Origin of the sequence: Gimesia sp., from assembly GCF_040219335.1 — a bacterium.
Lineage (GTDB): Bacteria > Planctomycetota > Planctomycetia > Planctomycetales > Planctomycetaceae > Gimesia.
On the sequence record NZ_JAVJSQ010000029.1, the window covers coordinates 709,023 to 733,219 of the forward strand.

Here is a 24,197-nt window from a genome sequence, read left to right on the forward strand (position 1 = left end):
GGTGATACAACAATGATGCAGACGCTCCGCACTTCCTGGCTGTGCCTGTTTGGGGCTTTCAGTCTCTGGCTGCCTTGTAACCTTATGGCCCAGGAACATAAAGATCCCTTTCGAGAATTCATTCGCCCCACCGACCCTTTGACGCCTCAGGCAGAGTTGAAGAGTTTCACCGTTCCACCCGGGTTCGAAGTGCAACTGGTCGCCTCGGAACCGGAGATACAGAAACCGCTGAATATGGCGTTTGATATTCGCGGCCGATTGTGGGTCACCGATTCTTCGGAGTATCCGTATCCGGTTAAGGATGGGAAACCGGGTAAGGATACGATCAAAGTTCTGGAAGACACGAATGGTGACGGCCGCTACGACAAGGTGACCACGTTCGCGGAAGGGCTGAATATTCCCATCGGTCTGTATCCCTGCAAGAATGGCGTGATTGCATTCAGCATTCCGGATATATCGTATTATGAAGACACCGATGGCGACGACAAAGCAGATCGGGTGACAAAGCTGTTCGGGCCGATGGGTTTCGAACGGGATACGCACGGCATGAACAATTCCTTTCGACGGGGTTTTGACGGCTGGCTGTATGCGAATCACGGGTTTAACAATCAAACCCGTGTCAGTGGTAGCGATGGACACACGATTGAAATGCAGTCCGGGAATACCTATCGGATGCGGCTGGACGGTTCCCGCATTGAGCATTTCACGCACGGGCAGGTGAACCCCTTTGGCTCCACATTTGATGAGATGGGGAACCTGTTTACAGCGGACTGTCACTCCAAACCCATCTATCAGATTCTGCGGGGCGGTTACTATCCGAGCTTCGGGAAGCCGCACGACGGACTTGGTTTTGTCAAACCGATGATGGAACACCTGCATGGTTCCACTGCAATTGCGGGGCTGGCTGTTGTTTCTGGAGATCAGTTTCCTGCGGAATATCAGGGTAACTTTCTGAGCGGTAATGTGATGACGAGCCGATTGAATCGAAATACTCCCGTCTACCACGGATCGACCATTATTGCGCAGGAAGAACCCGATTTTCTGTCGACCACCGACCCCTGGTTTCGACCAGTGGACGTTCAACTTGGTCCGGACGGCGCTATTTATGTCGCTGATTTTTATAACAAGATCATCGGTCATTACGAAGTCCCTCTGGATCATCCGGGACGCGATCGTCATCGAGGACGGATCTGGCGGATCGTCGCCACCGGCAAGGAGCACCTGCTCGAAGATTATACGAAGTTGAGTATTCCCGATCTGATCGCAGAGTTGGGATCAACCAACCTTACGACACGGATGCTGATTACCGATTATCTGACCGATCAGTTCGGCGTCGAAGTGATCGCGCCGCTGCAGCAGGCTGTCGTGGATGCCAGACGACCGACGATTGTCGTGCATGCGATGTGGATTCTGTTCCGCCGCGATGCTTTGATTGATGAACTGCTGCAACTGGGACTACAGAGCAAGGACGACCTGGTTCGCATTCATGCAGCCAGGATGCTGGCCGAGAAACAGTCGTGGCAAGAACAGCAGCGCCTGCTGGCGGTGCACGCCTTGCAGGATGAGAATGCCTTCGTCCAGCGTGCGACTGCGGAGGGGCTGGGTTTGCATCCGAATCTGAATAACCTGTCGCCATTGTTTGCACTCAAAGCCCGGGTACCGGCGGAAGACAATCATCTGGACTATGTTGTGCGCCGCGCGCTGATGTTGCAGATCCGCGAACCGGCCCTGCTGGAGAAGCTGGACTGGGATGCGCTGAGTCCGTCGCAGAGGGAAACACTGGCCGAACTCTCGCTGGCGGTTCCGACCGAACAGGCGGCCTTGTATCTGGTCCGTTTTCTGCAGGATGAACCGGTGGCATCCGGCGATCTGCCGGCTTATTTTCGTCACATTGTCCGTTATCTACCAGCCGAGAAACTGTCGGCACTGATTCAACTGGCACGGACAAAACTGGCTGGTCAGCCCGATCTGCAGGTGGAAATTATCAAAGCAGTGCTGCAGGGATATCAGCAGAAAGGGCTGGCGTTTGATCAGTCACTCCAGGAATGGGGAGCGGTGCTGGCAGCCCAACTGCTGGACTCTGTCAAAGACCAGCCACTGCAATGGGTGAATGTGCCTGTGTCAGAGAAATACTCCGAAACTCCCTGGGTGACACAACAGCGTGATTCTGCTGATGGTGTCAAAGCAGCTTCTTTTTTCAGTAGTCTGCCCACAGGAGAACGTACTACCGGCCGACTGGTTTCTACGGACTTCAATATTCCTGACCAACTCGAGTTTTATATTGCCGGGCATTCCGGTTTCCCGAAGCAACCCCATAACGGTTTGAATCACGTGCAACTCCGTCGATTAACTGATGGGAGTGTGCTCAGGAAGGCCTTGGCACCGCGCAATGACATGGCACAAAAAGTGAACTGGGATTTGAAAGATGTGTCGGGAGAGCAGGGTTTTCTGGAAATCGTCGATGGGGACACAGGGAGAGCATATGCCTGGCTGGCGGTGGGACGATTTGAGCCTGCTGTGGTCTCCGTACCTCACGAAGGTCTGCAACAGCAGATTAAACGGATGTCGGCAGCCGCTTTGCTGGTCAAGACGTTTCAATTGCACGACGAGCGTGAGAATCTGGCGGCCTGGCTCTCACGTGAGCGTCTGGATCCCCAACTGAAGGATGAACTGGCTCAGGCCCTGATCAAACTGGATGGGACAGAAGCGTTTCAGCCCCTGTTCCCACTCCCGGTCGAATCGGTTCCGTCAACGGATTCGTTTCAGAACAGCGTGATTCGAGCCGTGATTCAAAAAAATGAAACGCAACTGGAACCTCTGTTACAGCAGGCTTTCAAGACTTATCCAGGTCGACTACAAACCCGACTGGCCGAAGCACTCTGTCAACGGGCCGGGGGGAGTGAGCTGTTACTCACCCTCGCGGAAAAAGGGATCGCTGCGCCGCGACTGTTGAGCAGCCCCACTATCAGGAATCAGATCGAACAGTCGCACAGTACTGAGCTCAAACAGCGGTTAGAGAAGCTGATCAACGGATTGCCTCCCCGAGGCAAAGAGACGCAGCAGCAGATCGCTAAACATTTTCAATCGCACGGCAGTTTTAAACTGTCGCTGGAAAACGGGAAGGCGGTTTTTGAGAAGAACTGTGCGGTCTGTCATCAACTGAACGGTAAAGGAGCTCTGGTCGGGCCGCAACTGGATGGGATCGGCAACCGGGGGCTGGAACGGCTGCTGGAAGACGTGCTCGATCCGAATCGAGCGGTCGATCTTAATTTCCGCACGAGCACCGTGATCACGGATGCGGGGCGTGTCTTTACAGGCCTCAAGCGACGGGAAGAGGGAGCGGTGATCGTATTTGTCGATAACCAGGGAAAAGAATTTCAGATCGCGAAGGATGAGATCGAGGAACAGAAACAGTCGCCCCTGTCGCTGATGCCGGCCAACCTGTTGGAGATCCTCACCCCACAGCAACTGCATGACCTGCTGGCCTACCTGCTGCAGAGTACAAAGAAAGCAACCGCCCATCGCTGATGTTCTTCCGGTTGCTCCACATACAACTTCATTCTCTTTTTCGAAGCGTTTTCAACGATGAAATGGAAAATCCTGACTCTGTGCTGCTGGCTGGCGGGCACCGGCCTGGTCTCGGCCAATGATGCGATAGTGATTTCTTCGAAGCTGGTGCATCTGCGGCACTCAGGCGAACGGGAATGGACGACCTTCCCGGAAGGGACACCCAAGACGGAACTGTCGGTCCCATTCAAGGCGGAAGCAGTTCAGGGGAAATCCACTCTGCAGTTGCGACAGCAGGATGTAAAGCAGGGCTGGAATGTCGAATTGAACGGCGTCGTGCTGGGCAAGCTGACGCGGGATGAGAACGATCAACAGCTCCTGCTGCCGGTACCTGAGGGACTGGTAAAAGCGGGAGAAAACCGGTTGCGGATATTTCAGGCGGGGAAACTGACTCCGGATGATATTCGCGTGGGCGAGATTGTGCTGTTTCCTGAAGACCGATCCAGGGTGCTGGCAGGGGCGACAGTCTCTGTGAGTGTCGTTGAGGGGGACAGTAAAAAACCGGTGCCCTGTCGGCTGACGATTGTTGACCCAGCAGGAACGCTGGTGGCGACGTCGGCAGAGTCGAATGCGGAACACGCGGTGCGGACCGGCGTGATTTATACCAGTACGGGGAAGGCACAGTTCCAGCTGCCGGCGGGCACCTATACGATTTATGCCGGCCGCGGATTTGAATATGGTGTGGCGGAGCAGCAAATCAGACTCAAGGCGGGGGAGACAAAACAGGTTCAGCTCAAGATCGATCGCGAAGTCGATACGAGCGGCTATGTCAGCTGTGATACGCACATCCATACGTTTACCCATTCCGGGCATGGCGACTGTTCGATGGAAGAGCGAATGATCACGCTGGCGGGAGAGCAGATTGAGTTTCCCATCGCCACCGATCATAACAAGCAGATCAACTACGATCCGCTGGCCCGCAAGCTGCACGTCCGGAAATATTTTACGCCAGTCATCGGCAATGAGGTGACGACCAAGCTGGGGCACTTCAATGTCTTTTCCGTGCAGGAGGGGGGACCAATCCCTGATTATAAGCTGATGAGCTGGGAGGCGATTTTCAAGAGCATCTATGGTACGCCGAACGTGAAGGCGGTAATTCTGAATCATGCTCGTGACATTCATTCGAATTACCGACCTTTCGGACCGCAGAACCATATTGGTCTGACGGGGGAAAGTCTGAAGAACTGGCAACTCCGGGCGAATGCGATGGAGATCATCAACTCGGGAGCAACTCAGACCGATGTGCTGCAGCTGTATCGCGACTGGTTCGGCGAACTGAACCGGGGTGTGATGTTGACGCCCGTGGGGTGCAGCGATTCGCACGATGTGAGCCGATATATTGTGGGGCAGTCGCGGACTTACATTCAAGCGGACGATCAGGATCCGGGGAAAATTGATGCCGCCCGGACGATTCAGAATTTCGTGGATGGTAAGGTACTGTTGTCCTATGGGCTGTTCACGCGGATCAAGGTCAATGGCCACTATGGCCCCGGGGAACTGGTGCCTGCGTTGAATGATCTGGAAGTCTCGCTGACAGTCTCCGGTCCGGCGTGGGTGAGTGCGGAGCGAATCGACCTGTATGCGAACGGAGAGCTCATCCGCAGCGAAGAGATTAAATCAAAGCCAGGGGGAGGCGTGAAGTGGCAGGGGACCTGGAAGCTGGAACCGCGTTCCGAGGACTGTCACCTGGTGGCGATAGCGACGGGGCCGGGTGTGTCTGCCCCTTTCTGGCCGATGGCGCAGCCTTATCAGCCGGAATCTCCGGAGTTTAAGTCACAGGTTGTGGGTTCGACCGGGGCGGTCTGGATTGACGCGGACGGTGACGGTCAGCGTACGCCGGCAGTCGTGTCTGCCGAACGACTGGTGAAACAGCAGGGAGAGAATTTGCCCGAGTTACTTAAGGGCCTGGCAAAATACGATTGGGCGGTGATTCTGCAGGCCGCGAGTTTGTTGCGGCAGCGTGGTGTTTCTCCCTTTGATCCAGAGTTGACTGCGGCACTTAGACAGGCGGCGGAACCGGTGCAGCTGGGCTTTGCCCTGTATGGTGCTGCCTGGCGGAAGAGTCAGATCGCGCTTCAAAGCAACTAGTGTTTGTCTGACTTTAGAGCCGACAGGGGCGTGCGCATGAAGAAGACGCCGGGACCATCCGGTTGCCTGGGATCGAGGTCATAAAACAGCGTACCCAGCGTCTGGTCGTCGATCTGCACGGTACGAGGCCAGCCGCGACCTTTGATGGGGCGTCCCGGGTTATAAATGATGACGGAGTTCACGGTGTCCCAGGATTTTCCCTCATCGTGAGAGAGCGTCAGTTCGTAGGCCCATTCGTCATCGCGGCCAACGCCGTACAGAATGGAAGTGAGTACGACGTCACCCGATTTCAGAACATTCAGGTCGTAGCCGGCGACACCGAAATAGGGGAGGTTATGCATTGCCTGCCAGCTTTGTCCCTGATCGGTCGAGCGGAGGCCGTAAACCATCTGGCCCGGCTTGCCCACCGGTACGGGGGCTTCGCTTTGTGGAGCACCACTGATGAGGGTACCTGTCGCGGTTCTTACCAGGGGGACCATGCCATGGTTTCGTCCATCGCCGAAGGGAGTGACGGAATTGGAGGTCCGGTTGTAGATCACGGTTCGATCATAGAAGGGGCAGACCCAGTGGTTGCTGTCGAGTTCGAGGATCGGATGCCGCAGGCAGGTATAGTTGGTATGGTCGTTCAGAGGAATTTCGGTGACGGGGGACCAGGTGACGCCATGATCGCGTGAGGTGCAGAATTGAGGCACCCGCCAGCGGCGTTTCCCATCGATGCGATAGCAGGACCAGTGCAGAACGATTTCGCCACTGCGGAGAGTGGTCAGAGAGCCGGGATAGATGGAGCAGTCTTTAATGAAAGGGATCGGTCGACTCGTAGACCAGGTCACCCCTCCATCGGTCGAGCGGGAGAGGAGTAGTTCTTTTCCCCCGCCGCCATCTTCGTTATAGACGGCGAGCAGATCCCCGTTCGCAGCCCGGCAGAGGGCAGGGTGGACGTGTCCTCCTTTGACCGTACCGACGCGGGTGGGAGCAGACGGAGTCGCTTTTTCCGCCCGGGTGGTCGTGAGACCGAGGGACAGCAGAAGCAGGCCAGGCAGCAGGTAGAGACTCAAAACAGGGATCAAAGAGCGTTGAACCATTCGAATCGTGCCTCCCGGAAGTGGCTGAGGAAATCTCAAAAAAGTCGATTGTGCTACGATCCTGTTTACCCGCTCTGGTGTCAGAGATCAACAGAGAGGCTCATTTGACCGAAAGTGAGACAGGATCGTGTGTTTCGCAGCCTGTTGCTTTGACACTCATTGGAGTCTCCAGTAAGCTATCAGCCACCCGGTTCACAGATATGCATCGGCCGATTTCAGGTTTGATGTCCCTACTGAACTGCACGATCCAATCTAAGTCAGAAACCAAATTCGGGGCCGTAGCTCAATCGGTTAGAGCAGCAAACTCATAATTTGTTGGTTACAGGTTCGAGTCCTGTCGGCCCTATTTTTCTCGCTTTCTGGTGAGAAGGTTGTGTCTCTAAAATTTCGTGAATCAGGAGTCTGTCCATCGGGCACTCGTGAGACTGGAGAGTGAGATGTATTTTCTGGCAGTTGTGATTCCACCCCTCGCCGTCCTGCTGGCGGGGAAGCCTTTCCAGTTTATCTTGAACGTCATTCTGACCCTGCTGTTCTGGCTGCCGGGAATGATTCATGCCATCATGGTGGTCAATGAATATAAAGCAGACCAGCGAAATCGACTGCTGGTCGAAGCGATGTCGGCAGACAAGAAGAAGGAGTAAGGCTGGTAACGACTCGCCTTCATTTCTTGAACTGCGCACCAATGTTGACGATCTGGGGTGAGTCGACTGTGTTCTAACAGGCTTGCTTTCCTGAATCAGCAGCTGAATCCCTCTTGATCAATGATGTGTGTCAATCTCTCTGCAGTGTTTTCCCGCACATTTCATGCACGTCAGGAAGCGTACATTCCATCTGTGCTAACTTGATCAGAATGTCTTTAAAGTGTCGCATGACCTGTTCATTCACAAAACTGTTATAACCCGACTCCCTCTTTCGACACCTCTTTGGTTTCTGGTTGATTGAGCTTATTTTCTTTTCGTCGGACACTGTACGTGGGCTAAGTTCATAGCGTGTGTGGAGACTGTTTGCTGCTCGGAATGGTGGACGGTTTCTGCAGATTAAACTGAGGTATTTACCGCACTTAACTGCGATCAGGGAAGTGGGCTGAATTGCCTGTGCAGAGAAAAAGCGGAGAGCAGATACAAGGGCCGAAAATTAATGTCGGATGTGATCGAACTGAATGAGGTAGATGCGTTACTGGACTATCATCAGGACTGGACTCGATTATTGGCGATGACGCCGGGCGGTTCCTTTTATCGTTCGCTGGAATGGCTGCGGGACTACTGGACCCACTTTGCCGAAGATCAGAAATTACGCGTGCTCGTGATTCGGGACGACGGAGAAGTAACAGGCATTGTGCCGTTGTGTATCCGCCGGATCAAATCCAAATTCGGAACCTGTCGCATCGTGACATATCCTTTTGATGACTGGGGTAGCATTTACGGTCCTTCTACCGCCTGTCCTGAGCAGACAATGACCACAGCTTTACAATACCTGCTCGAGTCGCGGCGTGACTGGGACATGATTGATCTGCGTTGTGTGGATAGTGACAGTTTCGATCGGGGAGCGACGGAACGGGCACTGGCAACCAATGGTCTGGTATTTGAAAAGTTCCTCTGGAACCAGACGATGTTCATCGATCTGAATCAGAGCTGGGATGACTACCTCAAGTCACGTCCCAAGAAGGCGCGACAGACCTATCTGCGTGCTGAGCGTAAGGTGCCCGAGGATGGAGATATCGAATTTTTTCGTTACCGTCCGGGGGGAGAAGCCCGGGGGGAGGCTGATCCGCGCTGGGACTTGTACGAGCAGTGCGAACAGATCGCGCTTAAGAGCTGGCAGGGTTCCTCTACCAGCGGAACGACGATCACCCATGAAAAGGTGTCGCAGTTCTTTCGCGATTCGTATGCGAGTGCGATCCGGGCGGGAGCAGTCGATTTGAATCTGATTTACCTCTCAGGTAAACCTGCTGCGTTCTGTTATAATTATCATCTCAACGGGTATCTTGATGGAATTCGGATGGGTTACGATTCCGAACTTTCCAGCAACGGCCTGGGGCGTCTGCTGATCGGGCGCCTGTTGCACGACAGCATGGACCGCGGCGACCAGGTGATGGATATGGGTTACGGGGCAGTCGGTGCCAAGAAGTACTGGTACACCTCGATGGACAATGTCTATCGCTACGTGTACTACTCGCCCACTTCGCCGATTGCGAATGTTCTCAAACTGAGCCATCAGGTGGCCGGCTGGTTTCGTGACCGGTTCTCCAGTGGAGAAGCTCCGGATCCCGAATTCCAGGACAATCCGTCCCTGCCCACTCCGGGCAAGCGGGAAGCGCTGGCAGGAACCACCTCTGATCGTGTGAAGAGTGGATTAAAGGGTTGAGACGTCAAGTTGTCTCATTATCAGAGTAGATTATTCTGACTTCTCTTTGGTGTTCTCTTCGGACTTCAGCTTTTCGCTGAACTTGCTGCGGAACTTTTCCAGTTTGGGGCGGATCACGAACTGGCAGTACTGCTGGTTCGGATTCAGTTTGAAATAGTCCTGATGATAGTCTTCGGCGGGATAGAATTTCTGGAACTCGGTGATTTCAGTGACGATGGGACTTTTGAATTGTCCTGATTCATCGAGTTGTTTCTTGTAAGCGGTCGCTTCTTCTCTCTGCTTCTCATTGTGATAGAAGACAGCGGAGCGATACTGTGTTCCCACGTCTGCTCCCTGGCGGTTAAGCGTGGTCGGGTCGTGTGTTTCCCAGAAGACTTTGAGGATATCAGTGAAGGGGATCACTTTAGGATCAAAGGTGACCTGAATCACCTCTGCGTGACCGGTGGTGCCGGTACAGACGGCTTTGTAGGTCGGGTTGGGGACTGCGCCTCCCGAATAGCCGGAGACAGCAGACTTGACCCCTTTGAGTTCACGGAAAACCGCTTCCGTACACCAGAAGCAGCCTGAGCCGAGGGTAACGACTTCCAGACCGTCATCTGCTTCGTGGGCAACCATTTTCACTTCCGATTGGGGCTGTTCTTCGGCGATCGCGACAGGGCGATCTTCCCTGGAGATGGAATTTTCACAAGCCGTGAGCAGTGTGAAGAGGGTAGCGATCGATAAGACAACGAGAGCCAGTTGAGGCAGTTGTGAAAACGTCATTGGAGTAAAATCCCTTTACGAAAGTGCCTGAATGTAAGCAGTCTGTCATATTCTAAGCGACTGATTTCATTTTAGGCAATCCGACCGGACAGGGACAGGGTGAAACCTGTTTCAGCAGCGAACAGTCCTTTTTCCGTTAAACAGGAACCGCAGAAGCGGGACCTTTAAAATCAGAAAATGGTGCAGAGAGAGCGTGACCGCGAACGTGGCGATCTCGACTGCCAGAAATTTATAACCGATGGCGATTGTGGAACTGAGCAGCAGATAGCCAAAGATCACCACACAGATATGGTGGAGCAGGTAAATCGAATAGGAAGCATCTGAGAGATAGCGGAAAACACGCGAGTCCCGGTTCATGAACCGATAAAACAGAACGTAGCAGATATGACTGGCGAGGGCACAAATGACGCCGAAGGAATAGATGCGGAGCAGACTTTCTGTATTAAAACCATGGGCATTCTCTTCCAGGTAATACACGAGGACCGCCAGAGGCAGCATGCCCCACTCCCAGCGGGCGATGCGATGGAACTCGTCCTGGAGTGTCTTGTCCTTGAATAACCAGAGTCCCAGCAGAAAGTAGGGGAGGAAGGTGATGAAATCTTCCAGATTCAACAGCCCACAGCAGAGGGAGCCGTGAAAGAGATTCGGAGCGATTTTGGCAGCGACGTTCCACAGGAGATCGGCACAGGGGATCAGCAGCAGGAAATAACAGTTTTTACGAATACCTGCGACCAGAGGACGCATCTGCGTCCATTTCGGCAGATAGCTGGCGAGCAGAAACAAGCTGATCCCAACGGCGAAGAACTGGAGGAGCGTCAGCAGGAACCAGAGGTGTGAGACCCACTGCCCACTCAACCAGAGTTGGGGCAGGACCCGGGTCAGGAAGTGCCCCAACGACATCGGCTCGTGGTGCAGTACGGTCGTGCGGAAATAAAGCTCCAGCGTGTTAACGAACAGTGCTGTGCTCAACAGCGGGACGACAATGCGAACAAGCCGGACCTGGGTAAAGACTTTAATGCCGTATTTCTGCAGGCTCATCATCGAGAACAAGCCGGCAATAATGAAGAACGTCGGCATCCGGAATACGTGTATGACTGAATCGAGCAGCGAAAAGAAGATCGAGTTATGGGAATCGGAGACGATCCAGTGATCTGTGGCAGAGTAAATCAATGCCCCATGCAGGACGACTCCCAGCAGCATCAGGATGGATCGCATGGAGTCCATGTAGTAAAAACGGGGGGCTGAGGACCGCGACGAATCAGATGCCGTGCATACTTCGACCGGTTCCACCGCGCTGAGAACGGAGGGTGAGTTCATCCAGGAGTGCCTGTAATGGTTGTGGACAGTTTGTGAAACGCGGCGGGTATGCTTATATATATCCATCGAAGTTGATTTAGAGCGGGTAATTTTCAGTGGCAGCAGGTAAATACTCAGGCTGCTACCCACAGTTGATCAACTATCCGGCAGAATCAAAACAATGGGCAGACCGCTCCTGAGTAATGCGCAATTTTGTTGCCAAAAAACAACAGGGAATTCAGCAGGATAAAAATCGGGAAGAGGTATGCTGGGGACAGCGGAATGGACTGGAAAACGGGCGAAAGCATGGAGCAGCGAGACAATTCTGGTGGGAACGGGAGTAGTCATCTGATGCAGGCTGACTACAACTAAGAGAAGTTGCTATGATGAGATTGATAGCAGGAAAGACAGGCCATTGGTTCAGCAGCAACCGATGAGTGATTTGCCAACCAGACCAGTAGAGACATCCTGAATGAATAATGAATATGACGCGATTCTGGTAGTTTCCTTCGGAGGGCCTGAAGGGCCTGACGATGTGATTCCCTTTCTGGAAAATGTGCTCAGGGGCAAGAATGTCCCCCGGGAGCGGATGCTGGAGGTCGCGGAGCATTACCAGCAGTTCGGTGGAGTGAGTCCGATCAACGGGCAGAATCGGGCCCTGATCGCGGCACTTGAACAGGAACTGGCTGCTAACGGGCCGCAACTCCCCATCTACTGGGGAAACCGGAACTGGGATCCCCTGCTGACGGATACGCTGGAACAGATGAAACAGGATGGCATTCAGCGGGCACTGGGCTTCTTTACATCGGCATTCAGCTCGTATTCGGGTTGTCGCCAGTACCGGGAAGACATTCAGCGGGCTCAGGAAGCGGTTGGAGCAGGGGCGCCCGAAGTCGATAAGCTGCGGATGTTCTTTAATCATCCCGGATTTATTGAGGCCACCGTTGATCGTGCCCGAGAGGCTCTGGTCGAGATTCCCGAGGAACGCCGGGAACAGGCGACAATTCTCTTTTCCGCTCACAGTATCCCTCTGGCGATGGCCGCGGGTTGTCGCTACGAAACCCAGCTGAACGACGCTGCTCAGCTGGTGAGTGAACGATTGGGAACGCACCCCTGGCATCTGGTATACCAGAGCCGCAGTGGTCCGCCTCATCAACCCTGGCTGGAACCCGATATCTGTGATTTTATCACCGAACTGGGGCAGCAGGGAGAGGTTCAGGATGTCGTCATTATTCCGATCGGCTTCGTTTCCGACCACATGGAAGTGCTGTTCGATCTGGACACAGAGGCGAAACAGGTCGGCAGTGAAGTCGGCATCCATGTCGCCCGGGCTAAAACAGTGGGAGTCCATCCCCGCTTTATCACCATGATTCGGGAATTGATCGAGGAACGCATCAGCGGTACTGATGAGCGACCCGCTTTGGGACCATTGGGGCCGAACCATGATGTCTGTCCGGTGGACTGTTGTCTCAGGGTTACCGAAATCAAACGGTGATCTCAGACAAGAAGTGATGTAGAGTCACCATTCTCTAGAGATGTGTACAGAAGATTTTTGAATTCCGGCAGCATCCATGCCGGACTAAGCTTGTCAAAGCTTCATTAGTGAGAAATACTTAACAAATGTAAGTTTTGAGTAAGAGCGCCCACCCTGCCCAGGTCTATTCCAGACATCCTGCCAGGCAGACTCACTTACCGATTTATCAATCCAGTAGTTATTGAACTGTCTTGTCCTACCGAGTTACAGGAGTTGGAATGTCTGCGTCTACCAAGCGAGGATTTACCCTCATTGAGTTGTTGGTTGTGATTGCTATTATTGCGATCCTTATCGCACTGCTGTTGCCTGCTGTGCAACAGGCACGTGAAGCGGCCCGTCGGTCGACCTGTAAGAATAACCTGAAGCAGATGGGTATCGCACTGCACAACTATCACGATACACATCGCCTGTTTCCTTACGGTCATATGGAAGTCAGGTCCGGAAACTATAATTCATCTGCTCCTTACGGCACTTATCACTGGCGTGATACCTGGGCACATCAGATTCTGCCCTTTGTAGACCAGGCCCCGTTATACAATAAGTACTCCGCCAATACGGCAAGCCACGTGCATCTGGTCACGGACCCGGAAATTTACAAAGCCGTCGTTCCAATCTATATGTGTCCCTCTGATCCTTCGACTCCGGGAAATGCTGATTCATCGGGGCGTTCGCAGGGGAGTTACATTGGCTGTGCGGGGAATGAAGCAACGACAACTGGTGCCAACCTGAATGGTATTTTCTCAGAAAACTCGAATACCAAAATTCGTGACCTGAAGGATGGTTCTTCGAATACGATCATGGTCTCAGAGATCATCATTCGTGGAAACACTGCTTCCACGACCTACTGGGGCTGTCCGGGCTGTTACGGAATCGGTGGTGCTCATGGTGAAATGACTTTCACAACCCGCGAGACCCCCAATACACCGGTTGCCGACCAGAACTATGCCTGTAAGTCAACCACCTTCCCGCATTCGCCTTGCGTCGTGAATACCGGGACCAAGTATAACTTTGCCCGCAGCTATCATGTGGGAGGCGTGCACGCTCTGCTGGCCGATGGTGCCGTGCGGTTCATCTCTTCCAACATTGACCGCGGGACCTTCCAGAACCTCGGAAATAAAAAGGATGGTCAGGTATTAGGCGAGTTTTAAGCTCTTTAATTCTGAACATTCACTGACAATCGCGACAAAAAAAAACAGCACCGCCGGCGAAATGCCTGCGGTGCTGTTTGTCATTTGAATGAGGCTTTCGCCTCAGTCTTCAGACTGTTTTAGAGTACACGCACGTTTTCAGCGCGTGGTCCCTTGGGGCCCTGTCCAATATTGAACGAGACCTTTTGACCTTCTGAGAGCTCATCATAGTTGGTGTCTGACAGTGAAGAGCTGTGAAAGAAAACATCTTTCCCTGTGCCGTCTTCAATGAAGCCAAAACCTTTGTCTGTGAGTCGTTTGATGGTTCCTTCTGACATGATATTCATCCAGTACTTTTAAAAAATGTTACAATCCGGGAGAGGTGAAACATTCGCGTCCCCAGACTGCAAGAGTGTTCGAGTTGATTCAGGCTGTCATCGTCTAGTCGACGGGCCTGGAGTTATTCTGAATCATTCAGGAATTCAGATTCGTTATCCGGTGGGAGAACCGGAGAACTTAACGGACCACTTTGCTTCAATTGATTCCGGCGTACCCGTTTGGCTTCTGCTTTCGCTTTTTTTTCTGCTTCTCGTTGACGCTTGGCATAAGTGTTCCTGTTTTTAGCGATAATGAATCTCCTTGAAATTGAAAATGAAACGCTGTACCTGCAAGAGGCAAGTGACTAACTTGATTGACTGGCACGCGGCTTCAGGCGACGCCATTTTGTGCGTTTAGGTTCCTGTTGTAGTTTACTCGCGGCTGTCTTCGCTGTTTTCTTGCGTCGAAAGCGGTTTCGCGAAGTCGTTTCTGTTCCTTCCACAGTGTGTCCGTTTTTACCATTGCTCCGCTGTCGGGGCGTAGGGTCTGGCAGGGCATCAGCTTTATTCTTCTGAGCACGAGGAGCCCGGTGTTCTTTGGAGACGGGAACTTTGTGGCCGATCAGTTTTTCGATGGCCCGCAGTTCGCCTCGTTCGTTATCACTGCAGAAGGAGATGGCGATTCCCTCTGCCCCTGCGCGTCCGGTGCGGCCGATGCGATGCACGTAGGCTTCCGGTTCAACCGGTAGATCGAAGTTGATCACGTGAGTGATGCCTTCGATATCGATGCCACGGGCCGCGACATCGGTAGCAACGAGCACCTGGATTTTGCGGCTGCGGAAAGCCTCGAGTGCCTGCTGGCGGGCCGACTGTGATTTATTGCCATGGATGGCAGATGAGCGGATGCCGATTTGCGTGAGACGTTTTGACAGCATGTTGGCAGTACGCTTGGTTCGCATGAAGACCAGGGCTCGATCCACAGCGGAGTCGGCCAGGATATTTTGCAGCAGAGACTGCTTTCCATTCCGTTCCACGTAGATCAGTTGTTGCTGGATTTTTTTGACACTGGTCTTTTGAGGAGTGACATTCACACTGACTGGATTTTTCAGCAGGCGTTGAGCCAACTCCTTAATTTTGGGAGCCAGGGTGGCTGAGAAGAACAGTGACTGACGTTTTTCAGGCAGTTGACTGATAATCTTCTTCAGGTCCGGCAGAAAGCCCATGTCGAGCATGCGGTCGGCTTCGTCCAGGACGAAAAGTTCCAGCTGGTCCAGATGGATTTCTCCCTGGTTCATTAAGTCCAGCAGACGTCCTGGCGTAGCGACTACGATGTGAGCGCCACGACTCAGGCCTTTGACCTGGTTTTTCTGGCTGACACCACCATAAATCAGCAGGTGGCGCAGTTTGAGGTGTCTGCCGTATGCGGCAAAACTGTCACCGATCTGAATGGCCAGCTCCCGGGTGGGGGCCAGTACCAGAGCCTGTGGACGAGAGGGCCTGGCTTTGCGATTCTCTTTTCCCAGATGATTGAGTATGGGTAAGGCCAGAGCGGCTGTTTTTCCCGTTCCTGTCTGCGCACATCCCAGAATATCGTGTCCTTCGAGTGCGGAGGGAATGGTTTGCGCCTGGATAGGCGTCGGGGTTTCATAATTTTCTTCGACCAGTGCTCTTTGGACTGGGGCGATCAATTCAATCTCTTTGAATGTTTTCAATGGTTTTCCTTAGGGAAATGTTGCAGGCCCGTCGGTGTGTTGTGCAAGTGAATCTGTGGTTGGCAGTATTCATTCAAGGGCAGGGCCTGTTTTAGTCTAATGTTAGACCGAATGTATTTTAAAGGGGCTGCAGGTGATGTTCCGTGGGAGGAGATCAGCTGAACCGGTCGGCGACAGTGCAAATCGACGGGACTTGCTGGAGAGCGGAGGAAAATACCTGGCTCTTCCAGTTTCGCTCAGGTTAGGCGGGTTGGGACCAGCGGTACCAAAAGCAAACGTCGCTTCTGTGGGAACTCCGGACAAACAAGAAAATCACGGAATTCAATGCGTCCACAACGACGCGGCAGCTTTCGACAGCGGTCAACACAACCGAGGTTGGCAGCAGGAGTGTGCGACGAATAAGCTCGCACAGTAAAGAGGGTTACGAGAGGTTCCAGCTCTGTATTAAGACCCTCACAGGTCAGAAAACGAATCTATTTCTATAGATCGTTACTCGCTTTGTTCTGACCAGGGTGACATGGTTGTTCCCTCAGTTCATTCGAGAGAAGCACCTTGAAGTCACGCAGAAGTATACCCTGTCTGGATCTCTTTGCCTAGAGGGATTCTTGAAAATCCCAGAATCAAGTAAAACTAAATGCGTGGGGAAACAGGCAAGTTGACACCGAATATACCGATCAGTCAATCGCTTTTGCCTGCTGATCCTGTTCGCCGGGCAGAACCGGCGGTCTGCTGAAAGGTGTCTTCCACATGCCGAGCAGAGTCTGCCACTGGGGCGCATCATAGTGGGGTAAGCCGAAGTCGATGGTCTTCAGGTCCAGACGCATGCGGTAGGTGCGGGCCAGTCGATCCCAGAGGGAGAAGATCGTGGAATAATTCGAGTTTGTTTCCTGCGGCAGTCGCGAGTGATGAATTTTGTGCATGTCCGGAGAGACAAACAGCCAGCGGTAGAAACGGTCTGCCCGACCCAGCGAGATGTTTGCATGATGCAGTTGCGTGGAGAGGAAAACCAGAATGCCATATAGAACGAGTTGCCAGGATTGCAGGCCCAGCAGTGGAATCAACAGCAGACGCAGGAGAGTGGAAATTCCCAGTTCACCCCAGTGGAAGCGGGTGGCAGTGGAGACGTCCATGTCAGGATCGCTGTGGTGCATGCGATGAAACCGCCAGAGAACCGGGATGCGGTGGTTCATCCAGTGCCAGCAGAACATCCAGGCATCCAGGAGCAGAATGGCGCACAAGGTCCGCCAGAATAGAGAGAGTGGCACCTGGTGCAGCAGCCCCCATTGATGCTGCAGCGTCCAGGCGGAGGTTGCCTCTACGATCGAGCCAAACAGCAGTCCGAGCAGCAGGGAATTCAATACTGCCAGGGAGAGGTTGTAAAAGGCGTGCCGATAACGGCTCTCTCCCCGGAATGGTTTGAAGGCAGCCCAGCTTTCCCAGCTCCAGAACAATGCCAGCAGCACAATCGGGGTGCTGAAATAGAACAGGGAGAGTAGTTCGGACGCTGAGAGGTTGGCAAGCATGAGGGCTGAGGTTCATTTCTGAATGACGGCCGGATCTGAACCGGGGCGTGCAGACCAGCCCCGCTGGTGGTCTACTCCCTCTATTTTCTCAGTACGAACCAGTAGAGACAAGGGACTTCTTATTGCTCGTGATAGTTCGCCTGGATTTTTGCCTGTTGCTGAAGTGTTCTCACCAGGGATACCTGTTGCTGACGTGGTAACTGTAACTGCTGACAGAGTGCCAGTAGATCATCCAGACGAGTGGCGCCGCCTCGGGAGTCCCGAGAAATCTCCAGCATCAGGTCCGGAAACTGAAGTCGTGCCGGTTGCAGGAGGACCGTACCGCGTGTTTCGATACGAGCTGATCCCGTATCAATGATGACTTCCGGCCGCTGGTCAGCACTGTTGGGGGACTGCTGTGGGATCTCGACATTTAACAACTGTGTTGCCAGCTGCTGAGCATAGTTGGGATTCGCATCAGGCAGTGAGATCATGACGAGTCCGGAGGACTGCAGCATGGCTTTCGAGGTATTGACCATATTGGCAGCCAGGAAGCGATTGATCTGTTGCACAACCAGCCGACCGGTCTGGGGATCATATAACGACGCGTTCAGGAAGAATTTCAGATGCGGAATGCCCTGTCCGGTAACCAGACGGGGAGCGATGGCTGAACGGATCTGGGCTCCATTTTCAATTAATCCCTGTGCCTGGTTCCGGCTGCGATCGGTACGGACCGGACCGACGATGAGTGCGTCGACTTTTTTCTGATTTGAACCTTCTACAGCGACCGCTGTCGGCAGCAGGTAGCCGCCGGTTAAATTGACTTCCGACTGGTTCGCGTTGACATAACATTCCACCTGTTGTCCCGGCTGGACGCCCTGGCTGGGGATGTAAACCGTGATGGTGACATTAGCGATATTGCCAGCCTGCAGGGGGGATTTAATATCCTGCAGGTTAATCTTCATCGCAGCAATCGATGATTTTAAAGCCCGGATGGCTTCGGGGGGAATGTTCTGATCGCCGGTTCCATTCAATCCGACCACCAGTCCAGCGCCCGTGAGCTTAATGATTTCTGCTGGTTGAAATTCTCCCATCTGGGCCAGTTTGATTACTGGTGTGGCGGCGCTGGTTTCGGGCGGGGGAAGTTCAGCCGGTAGATCCAGGGCAACCAGGTTTTGACTTAAGACTGTTGAGGAGAACAGTAGATTTGCATGCTGGGGGACGACCTGAATTTTCTGATGGAGTCTGCCGCTCTGGAGTGGTTTTCCCTGGGTTTTCAGAGTGACGCCACGATAGCTGGCAATGATCTGTGTGGGGGTGTCTTTTTGAATGAGTACCGCGGAATCCATTGGTGGCGTCTGTTGCCCCGGTTGGGCAAAGTCAGCAGAGACGGCATTTGTGGTGGCAGGGCCGGTCATCGCGACCTGCTGGACAGTCCTGATATTGGCCTGGGGCGGTTGCTGGGAATTGCTGTTCTGGACGACCTGCTGTACCAGATCGGCGTCGAGCTTCAAGAGTTCTTCAAGTAGCCGGGTGCGCTGTTCTCGTGTGGTCTGGGTCAGCATCAGAATATTCAATCCGGGAAAGATTTCCTGATTCGACTCCGAGGCTCCGGGGAGTTGGTCCTCGGTCGGAGCTGCTTTTGCCTGAGCTGTTGCGAGAGGTGCAGGTGGGGCGGCAGCCTGTTTGTCGCTGTCTATGTCGGGGAGTTCGCCGGCTGGAAAATCGAGATTCAGGTCAGGGAAGGGCGCTGATTCGGAGAGCGTTGCTTCCAGTTCCAATTCACTGGCGACCTGTTCCGCAGAGTCATCAGAACCCAGGAAACCCTGAATGGTTTGTGAAAGGAAAAACATACCGACTGCGAACAGTGCGATTCCTGAGAGTACGGAGAATTTTAAATAGCGCATAGTTTCCCTCAGCCGAGGTTAGACAGGCTTAGTGATAGGAGTGGAATATGTGCAAAACTGCAAGATTTGAGAGAGAGGAGCAGGGACCTTAAGAGAAAACCAGATCTGAGTCAAGCTGGGAAGTATGGATGAGAGGAATTCCATTTTACGGGTTCCTTTCATTACGGAATTTGTACAGTGCTCGGCTCCGAAATATGTGATTTCACTAATGGGAAAATGAGATGAATCCCCCCCGCGATAGCAGGGCGGCTATATTGGAATTGACCCTGATAGACGTGTAATCGTACTATTCCCACATTTCACAAGTGGCAGGGAAAAAGATGCCGGAATCAAAACGGCCTAAGTATATATTGATATTGATTTTACTGATATCCGCTCTGATAAGGTGCGGACTGGCGGTTTACGTTCAGCGCCAATTAGATCAACAACCTGAACGAACATACGTGATCGAAGGGGATGCAGACGGTTACTGGAGACTGGCGCAAACGATCGTGCATGGTGAGGAGTATTCGATTTATACCCCTCCGCGACGTGTACTGCGGATGCCCGGGTTTCCGCTGGTTCTGGCCGGTGCGATGTCTGTCGCAGGCGAAGATCATTTTCGCGTGCGGCTGTTCCTGGCGCTGACCGGAGTGGCTGCCTGTTATCTCGTTTATTTACTGGGAAAAGAACTCACCAATGAAACAACAGGACTCATCGCCGCCGGGCTGACAGCCGTCTCTCCGGTTATGGCCGGGTTCAGTGTTTTGTTTTTAAGCGAAACGGTCTTCGCAGTTACGATGCTGTTTTCGCTGTGGGTCCTGGTCAAATTAGAAAACGTGAAATGGGGAGACCATGATCGTTTGCAGGGCTGTCTCTTGTCTGCGCTGGCGGGAGCTTCCCTGGCAGCGGCTTTTTATGTCCGACCAGGCTGGCTGTTAACTCTGCCGATCATCGTCGCCCTGATGATCTGGAGAGCGAAAGGGCATCGGGCCCGTGCCCTGGAACGGGCCGCCATATTGATACTGGGCTTTACTGTGATGCTGGTGCCCTGGGTATACCGTAACTATCAGGTCACGGGACACTTTGTGCTGACATCACTCTGGTCGGGACCCAGCCTGTACGATGGTTTAAATCCGCAGGCGACCGGCGACAGTGATATGACTTTTTTCGATCGAGATCGAGTGATGCTGAAAATGAGTGAGTACGAAATGAATCGCTACTACACACAACAGGCGGTGGAATATGCGCGCCAGCATCCCGGTCATGTGATTCAACTGATGGGAGCCAAGCTGCTGCGTTACTGGAAACCGTGGCCCAACGCATCACAGTTTCGTTCATGGTGGATGATGGCTGCCGTCTCAGTGGTCTTCCTGCCGGTGTTACTGCTGGCTGGCTACGGTATCTGGATCTCTCGCCAGCAGGGGCTGCTGTTACTGATAACGTTAGGGCCGATTCTATATTTTTCACTGATTCACATGGTGTTTGTCAGTTCGCTGCGGTATCGGCTGCCTGCGGAATACAGTCTGTATATCCTGTCTGCCATCGGGGTAACTGCCCTGGTGGGAGACAGATTAAACAAGGAGAAAATCAAATCATGATCCGCGAGGATCTGATCCGGTTTTGAAGTGTCATGGTTGTTCGTAAAACCTTTCAATGGTGTCTGCTGATCCTGATCTCGCTGGTAATTACCGGTGGGAGTTACGGGTATTACTGGTGGATGCGCAGTGACGACATTATCAAAGCCGGGATTCTGGAGAAAATCGAGAAGCACGTGCCGGGACTGATGATTGATATCGACCGGGCCCAGTTTGATTTTCGTCGACGAGTGCGAATTGAAGGTTGCCGTGTGCAGACGGTCAATCATCAGGATACGATCATTGATCTGCCTGAAGTGGTCGTGACGCTGAACCAGGAGAAAATGGCCAGGCATCAACTGATAGACGTGCAAAAGATTGTGCTCAATCGTCCACAACTGGTTCTGGTACGCATGGCGGATGGGACCTGGAACTGGGAAGGCCTGCCGGAACCGATAAAGAGTGACAACCCGCTGCCCGAGTTGATCATTGAGCGGGGGAGCCTGTCACTCAAGTTTGAGCACGGGCCAGAGAATGTTCCCACAGTCATCACGCTGCAGAATCTGGACCTGCGTCTGATTCCTTCCGGCGCGAGTCGCTATGAAATCGAGGGCCATACTTCGATTCCCCAGGCGGGGAAACTGGAGATTGCCGGTTACTGGGATCTGGATTCGAAACTGGGTTCGGTCTCCGGAAAGTGGAGTCAGCTGGAATTTGGTCCAGACCTGGTAAGGTTGGCGACCGGGATTTCTCCAGAGCTGGAATCACGACTGAAGAAAGCTTTTCCGTCATTGCAGCTGCAGCCCAATCAGTCGACGGGGATGTACGATCTGGGAATCAGCGCGCAGATGGATATCCAGTTCAGCCTGTCCCGTTTGCGCAGAGAAGAGGCGCCGCAGTTTCAGGTACTCACGCATTTGCGCGAGGGCAAATTCAAGCATCCGCTGCTCCCGTTTCCTTTACGTAATATTGTGGGTAAAGTCCTGATTGATAACGAGAGTCTGCAGGTTCAGAATTTACAGGCCCACAACGGAGAAACCAGCTTTGCCCTCGGGGGAGACTATTACTTCCGCAAGCGATTTTCGCAGAAGGGGGCTCCTTTAAATCAGAGTATGTTCTCTTTTCAGACACGTCAGCTTCCCCTGGACGAACGTCTGCGAAGCCGCCTGACGGGAGGGCTGGCCCGAACCTACGACACCCTGCGTCCCAGCGGGAATGTTAACCTGGATGTCGATCTGAGTTATCCGGGAAACGGGAAATGGCGCATACAGAACCTGAAGGTTACCGTCCATGATGGTGCGATCGTCCCGGTGCATTTTCCGTATCGAGTCGACCACATCAAGGGAGAGATGAGGCAGTTGGAGCCGGATATACTCAATCTGGATTTCAGTGGCATGGCCGGGGATCGTTCCGTAACAGCCAAGGGATTTGTGCAGCATCCCGGCCCGGCATCGAAAATGGATATTGATGTGATATCTTATGGTGTCCCCATTGATGCCTCGCTGCAGGCAGCCTGTCCTGATGGAATCAAGACTGTCTTAGATGAACTCGAACTGCAGGGGAAACTCAATGCCCATGTCAAGCTGACGCGAGCACCCGCTCTGAATCAGCCGATTCAGGTGGATCTGCGGGCCAAAATGGAAGAGGGCGGAGCGCTCCAGTATCGGATGTTTCCCTATCGCGTGACCGATTTGAAAGGCGAGGTCTCTTATTCCAGCAATACTGGACGGGTTTACTTTTCACAGTTACAGGGGAGGCACGGCAATGCACAACTCTCGGCCCAGGGAACTTATGACCGCTTTGACAGTGATGGGAAGCTGAAGCTGAAGGTTGCTGCACAGAATGCGAGCTGTGATTCCAATTTGCGTCTGGCACTGCCCGATTCACTGCAGAAGCTATGGGGCGATCTGTCTCCGACTGGTAAGCTGAATCTGACGACCGATATCTCCTGGCAACGGGGACTGCCGGCACAGATCAGCATTCCTCAGGCCAAATGGTGGAATGGTAGTCTGAATCTCAAAGACTTCCCCTATCCGATCGACAACCTCAATGCGCAATGGAGTTACGAAGTCGATCCCGAGACCGGCAATAATGTTGTGGTTATGAAGTCGATTTCCGGAAAGCATGATGAAACCAAGATTGGGATCGGAGATGCGTTTGCCGAGATTACGCCGCAGGGGGACTGGCGTTTTAAGATGGAGAAAATGAACATCGATGATATCTCCGCAGATCGGTCTTTTCAGTCTGCTTTGCCGGAAGCGATGGGATCTGCGTTGAATACCCTGAATATTCAACGACCGATTTCAGCGAGCGGCTGGATCGAGTTTCGGGGTTCTCAGCAGCCGGGAACTGCGGTCACCGCAGCCTGGGGGATGGATACTTACCTCGCTGAGAACAGTGTGACGGCGGGTGTCGATGTAACCAAGGTTTACGGTAAGGTCCATTCCAAAGGGACCTGGGACGGAACTCATCTGCAACTGACCGGTGATCTGGATATCGATTCGGCTTTCATCCTGGGCTATCATCTAACCGAGATCAAAGGGCCGTTCGAGATTAACGATACCCAGCTGACCGTCGGCTCACGGCAGATCCGTCGCGAGCAGATGCAGTCGGTCAGTCTGCCCCAGATCAATGCCAAGCAACCGATTACCGCCAAGGCGATTCGCGGGGTGATTACCTGCATGGGGGACATTGAGCTGACTGCAGTGCCGACTTACAACATGCAGATCGAACTGAATCGGGGGTTGCTGGAAGAGTACGCGGCCCGTTATATGCCGGGGCAATCCCAGTTGCGGGGCGTCATGAACGGCTGGATCCAGCTCTGGGGACGCGGTTCTAATAAATCCGATCTGAAAGGGCAGGGACAGTTACAGATCAGTCCGGCGGCCATTTATGAACTGCCGCCGATTGCCCAGATCTTCAAGGTGGTGCGTCTGGCACAACCCGACAAGACGGCCTTTGATTCCGCGTTTTGTGACTTCACCGTTTCGAACCAGACGTTTCATCTGAAGTACATCGAGTTGAAAGGGAATGCGATCAGCCTGTACGGCCAGGCGGGAGAAGCCCATTTCGATGGTCGACTGAAAGTCGATCTGTTTTCTCAGCTGACCCGCAGACAGCTGCCTCTACCGGCGATCACCCAGCTGATCGGACATGCCACCAGTGGTTGGATCCGGGTGGAACTGCGGGGCACGACCTCGAATCCGATTGTGGATATCAAGTCGAATCCGCTGCTCGATGGCTCCCTGAAGACGTTCCTGAATAACGTGATGAGAGGCGGGCCGACGAATAATAATAACGCGACGAATCGCTGGCCCCGTGCGTCTCAGGGCGGTGTGGGTTCGATCCGGCAAAATTTCCCCTTGCCGTTTGCTCAATAGATT

Annotated in this window: 15 protein-coding genes and 1 tRNA gene; 9 read left to right on the forward strand and 7 right to left on the reverse strand. The window is 53.3% G+C overall.

All coding sequences use genetic code 11. The features are described 5' to 3' along the window. Positions 1-12 precede the first annotated feature (12 nt). Both RID21_RS24590 and RID21_RS24595 read left to right on the forward strand, forming a co-directional pair. A complete protein-coding gene (locus RID21_RS24590) occupies positions 13-3,528 on the forward strand; it encodes a PVC-type heme-binding CxxCH protein (RefSeq protein WP_350193522.1) in 3,516 nt (1,171 codons plus the stop codon). Positions 3,529-3,585: 57 nt separating this feature from the next. Continuing rightward, entirely contained in the window at positions 3,586-5,655 is a 2,070-nt protein-coding gene (locus RID21_RS24595) for a CehA/McbA family metallohydrolase (RefSeq protein WP_350193524.1), read from the forward strand. Here the strand turns inward: RID21_RS24595 and RID21_RS24600 are convergent. Next, positions 5,652-6,737 (reverse strand): sialidase family protein, encoded by a 1,086-nt coding sequence (locus RID21_RS24600; RefSeq protein WP_350193526.1) that lies wholly within the window; start codon positions 6,735-6,737, stop codon positions 5,652-5,654. The two genes, RID21_RS24595 and RID21_RS24600, sit on opposite strands and share 4 nt — an antisense overlap. 272 nt (positions 6,738-7,009) lie before the next feature. Between RID21_RS24600 and RID21_RS24605 the strand changes: the two genes are divergently transcribed. The 3 genes from RID21_RS24605 to RID21_RS24615 all read left to right on the forward strand — a co-directional run bounded on the left by RID21_RS24605 (position 7,010) and on the right by RID21_RS24615 (position 9,101). Further along, positions 7,010-7,083 (forward strand) — tRNA-Ile (locus RID21_RS24605). A 91-nt stretch (positions 7,084-7,174) separates the two neighbouring features. Further along, the gene (locus RID21_RS24610; protein WP_145181383.1) at positions 7,175-7,378 is read left to right on the forward strand and encodes a YqaE/Pmp3 family membrane protein; all 204 of its coding nucleotides are present in this window, start codon (positions 7,175-7,177) and stop codon (positions 7,376-7,378) included. Between the two features lie 496 nt (positions 7,379-7,874). Then, positions 7,875-9,101 (forward strand): GNAT family N-acetyltransferase, encoded by a 1,227-nt coding sequence (locus RID21_RS24615; protein WP_350193528.1) that lies wholly within the window; start codon positions 7,875-7,877, stop codon positions 9,099-9,101. A 30-nt stretch (positions 9,102-9,131) separates the two neighbouring features. Here the strand turns inward: RID21_RS24615 and msrA are convergent, their stop codons facing one another. Both msrA and RID21_RS24625 read right to left on the reverse strand, forming a co-directional pair. Then, the gene (gene msrA, locus RID21_RS24620; RefSeq protein ID WP_350193530.1) at positions 9,132-9,863 is read right to left on the reverse strand and encodes a peptide-methionine (S)-S-oxide reductase MsrA; all 732 of its coding nucleotides are present in this window, start codon (positions 9,861-9,863) and stop codon (positions 9,132-9,134) included. Between the two features lie 111 nt (positions 9,864-9,974). Further along, a complete protein-coding gene (locus RID21_RS24625) occupies positions 9,975-11,180 on the reverse strand; it encodes an acyltransferase family protein (protein WP_350193532.1) in 1,206 nt (401 codons plus the stop codon). 451 nt (positions 11,181-11,631) lie between these two features. On the opposite strand from RID21_RS24625, the gene RID21_RS24630 reads away from it, so the two are divergent. Both RID21_RS24630 and RID21_RS24635 read left to right on the forward strand, forming a co-directional pair. Next, positions 11,632-12,654 (forward strand): ferrochelatase, encoded by a 1,023-nt coding sequence (locus RID21_RS24630; RefSeq protein WP_350193534.1) that lies wholly within the window; start codon positions 11,632-11,634, stop codon positions 12,652-12,654. Between the two features lie 257 nt (positions 12,655-12,911). Then, positions 12,912-13,841 (forward strand): DUF1559 domain-containing protein, encoded by a 930-nt coding sequence (locus RID21_RS24635; protein WP_350193536.1) that lies wholly within the window; start codon positions 12,912-12,914, stop codon positions 13,839-13,841. A gap of 119 nt (positions 13,842-13,960) precedes the next feature. Here RID21_RS24635 and RID21_RS24640 read toward each other — a convergent pair whose 3' ends face one another. The 4 genes from RID21_RS24640 to RID21_RS24655 all read right to left on the reverse strand — a co-directional run bounded on the left by RID21_RS24640 (position 13,961) and on the right by RID21_RS24655 (position 19,258). Next, the gene (locus tag RID21_RS24640; RefSeq protein ID WP_145181389.1) at positions 13,961-14,158 is read right to left on the reverse strand and encodes a cold-shock protein; all 198 of its coding nucleotides are present in this window, start codon (positions 14,156-14,158) and stop codon (positions 13,961-13,963) included. Between the two features lie 344 nt (positions 14,159-14,502). Further along, on the reverse strand, positions 14,503-15,849 hold the full coding sequence (locus RID21_RS24645) for a DEAD/DEAH box helicase (RefSeq protein WP_350193538.1): 1,347 nt from the start codon (positions 15,847-15,849) through the stop codon (positions 14,503-14,505). 674 nt (positions 15,850-16,523) lie between these two features. After that, positions 16,524-17,372 carry a sterol desaturase family protein gene (locus tag RID21_RS24650; protein WP_350193540.1) on the reverse strand — a complete coding sequence of 283 codons (849 nt, stop codon included), beginning with the start codon at positions 17,370-17,372 and terminating at the stop codon, positions 16,524-16,526. 119 nt (positions 17,373-17,491) lie between these two features. Next, a complete protein-coding gene (locus RID21_RS24655; protein WP_350193542.1) occupies positions 17,492-19,258 on the reverse strand; it encodes a flagellar basal body P-ring protein FlgI in 1,767 nt (588 codons plus the stop codon). A gap of 443 nt (positions 19,259-19,701) precedes the next feature. Here RID21_RS24655 and RID21_RS24660 point away from each other — a divergent pair, with 443 nt between their 5' ends. Beyond that, on the forward strand, positions 19,702-20,838 hold the full coding sequence (locus RID21_RS24660; RefSeq protein WP_350193544.1) for an ArnT family glycosyltransferase: 1,137 nt from the start codon (positions 19,702-19,704) through the stop codon (positions 20,836-20,838). A gap of 32 nt (positions 20,839-20,870) precedes the next feature. Beyond that, positions 20,871-24,194 (forward strand): hypothetical protein, encoded by a 3,324-nt coding sequence (locus RID21_RS24665; protein ID WP_350193546.1) that lies wholly within the window; start codon positions 20,871-20,873, stop codon positions 24,192-24,194. The last annotated feature ends 3 nt before the right edge of the window (positions 24,195-24,197 follow it).